This is a genomic window from Bradyrhizobium sp. 31Argb (assembly GCF_043638955.1).
In the GTDB taxonomy this organism is placed as follows: domain Bacteria; phylum Pseudomonadota; class Alphaproteobacteria; order Rhizobiales; family Xanthobacteraceae; genus Bradyrhizobium.
On record NZ_JBEGDB010000562.1, the window covers coordinates 1 to 1,791 of the forward strand.

The window sequence follows — 1,791 nt, forward strand, 5'->3', positions numbered from 1 at the left end:
CGCGAAACTACTTCGCCGTCGTCGCCATTGCCGCCACTCTGCTCTGGATAAGGTAACTGTCCACACGGCCTAGGCGACCAGATTGATATTGCCGCCGACGCCGGAGGCCAGGTTGGCCGTGGATGGGGCACCCAAGAGCGTCTGGACCGCGGATTTCTCGGCGTCCGCATTGGATTTGATGATCGAGGTCTGAATCTGCGACTGCAGGCCGCCGGCCTGCATGGCCAGAATGCCCGAGACCATGCTCATCATGTCCATACGCGGTACTCCTCTGTCGGCACGGCGATAGCGCGAGAACGTTAAAGCTTGGTGTTGCAGACCGCCTTACGCGGGCTCGTCGTTTTCATAGCGCAGCAAATCGCCCGGCTGGCACTTGAGATAGGCGCAGATCCGCTCCAGCGTATCGAACCTGACACCCTTCACCTTTCCTTGCTTGAGCAGGGAAAGGTTGGCTTCGGTGATGCCGACATATTCGGCAAGCTCCTTCGATTTGACGTTGCGCTCGGCCAGCATCACGTTCAGCCGGACTCGGATCGGCATGTTTGCCTCAGACGAATTGAGCGTTCTCTTCGGCGATCGAACTGGCTTCCGCGAGCACCCAGGCCGTCACGGAAACCAGGCCGGCAAACAGCAACGCCAACAGCGAATCGGAGCTGAGATTGATGACGAGGTCTTTGCCCTGCGCGTAGGTCTGCGAGCTCAGCACCACCGAGAGCGCGGCCCCGACGACCGGTTTCAGCACCGCCGAAGCAAGCATCGCGGTCGCGAGACCACGCAATCGGCTGCTGTTCTCGGGCGTGAAGAAGCGATTCGCCGCGAACGACTCGAAACACCGGCGAGCCTGCAACAATCCCCAGATCAGGCACGCCAGCGGCACGGCTGAAATCGCCAGGCCTGCCAGGCGGACAGGCCAGCCGATCGGGCGGATCGCGATGCCGCCCAGCCGCGCGTCGCGCAGGATGGCCTCATCGGTGCTGACCATCCAGTACGCCGCCAGTGCCACGGCCAGGACGATTGAAACACCCATGCATGAACGGGCCAGGATGCGGCTGACGACGCGGATGCGCTCGAGCCGCTTTGGCCGCGGCCCCGGCTGGGAAAGCTCCGGCGACAAGGATGTGATCATGCTGAACCTCCGACGGGGTCGTTGACGTTGTATTATCGTTTTACGATAATAATTATCTGCAAGTCAACATCAGAGCTCGGAGTAAAATCATGCTCAATCGTCTCACTGCCGGTATCGCGAGCGTTTTCGTTTTGATCGCGGCTGCCCATGCCCAGCCATCCACGTCCCGCGCGCAGATCTCCGTCGCACAGGTGAAAGCGATGCTGGACCAGGCCGCCACAAATCCGACCGCGCGCCAGGTGCTGACGGCCTATCTTGCCGCTGCCGGCGAAACCGCCGGATGGCTCCTTGATGCCGCGCGCGATCAAGGTTTGCCGCTGCCGCCCTGCGCGCGGCGGCTCACACTTGATGCGAAAAATGCGCGTGAGGCGATCGAGGGCGTGCCCAATACGGTGCCATCAACCGAGACTGCAGCCACGCCCCTCATCGTGCGCGACATGCTCAAGCGCGCCGGATGCCGCCTGACCGATTAGTCTTTCTCGATGCGCCGATGTGTAGGGTGGGCAAAGCGAAGCGTGCCCACCATCAAGAGCATTTCGCGCAATGGTGGTGGGCACGCTTCGCTTTGCCCACCCTACAAATCGCGGAGACGCTAGGCCGTGTGGACAGTTACCTTATCCAGAGCAGAGTGGCGGCAATGGCGACGACGGCGAAGTAGTTTCGCG

At 61.6% G+C, this 1,791-nt stretch carries 4 protein-coding genes; 1 reads left to right on the forward strand and 3 read right to left on the reverse strand.

Going from position 1 to position 1,791, the window contains the following annotated elements:
• Positions 1-69: 69 nt before the first annotated feature.
• The 3 genes from AAFX91_RS41365 to AAFX91_RS41375 all read right to left on the reverse strand — a co-directional run bounded on the left by AAFX91_RS41365 (position 70) and on the right by AAFX91_RS41375 (position 1,114).
• Positions 70-258 carry a hypothetical protein gene (locus AAFX91_RS41365; protein ID WP_394570314.1) on the reverse strand — a complete coding sequence of 63 codons (189 nt, stop codon included), beginning with the start codon at positions 256-258 and terminating at the stop codon, positions 70-72.
• Positions 259-324: 66 nt separating this feature from the next.
• On the reverse strand, positions 325-540 hold the full coding sequence (locus AAFX91_RS41370) for a helix-turn-helix transcriptional regulator (protein WP_130582596.1): 216 nt from the start codon (positions 538-540) through the stop codon (positions 325-327).
• A 7-nt stretch (positions 541-547) separates the two neighbouring features.
• Positions 548-1,114, reverse strand: coding sequence for a DUF2975 domain-containing protein (locus tag AAFX91_RS41375; protein ID WP_394570315.1), 567 nt, complete (start codon positions 1,112-1,114; stop codon positions 548-550).
• Positions 1,115-1,215: 101 nt separating this feature from the next.
• On the opposite strand from AAFX91_RS41375, the gene AAFX91_RS41380 reads away from it, so the two are divergent.
• Positions 1,216-1,599, forward strand: coding sequence for a chlorophyllide reductase (locus AAFX91_RS41380; RefSeq protein WP_394570316.1), 384 nt, complete (start codon positions 1,216-1,218; stop codon positions 1,597-1,599).
• Positions 1,600-1,791 lie beyond the last annotated feature (192 nt).

Excerpts from the sequence above, each read along its gene's own strand:
- AAFX91_RS41365 (WP_394570314.1), bottom strand. The coding sequence starts at position 258 with ATGGACATGATGAGCATGGTCTCGGGCATTCTGGCCATGCAGGCCGGC.
- AAFX91_RS41370 (WP_130582596.1), bottom strand. The coding sequence starts at position 540 with ATGCCGATCCGAGTCCGGCTGAACGTGATGCTGGCCGAGCGCAACGTC.
- AAFX91_RS41380 (WP_394570316.1), top strand. The coding sequence starts at position 1,216 with ATGCTCAATCGTCTCACTGCCGGTATCGCGAGCGTTTTCGTTTTGATC.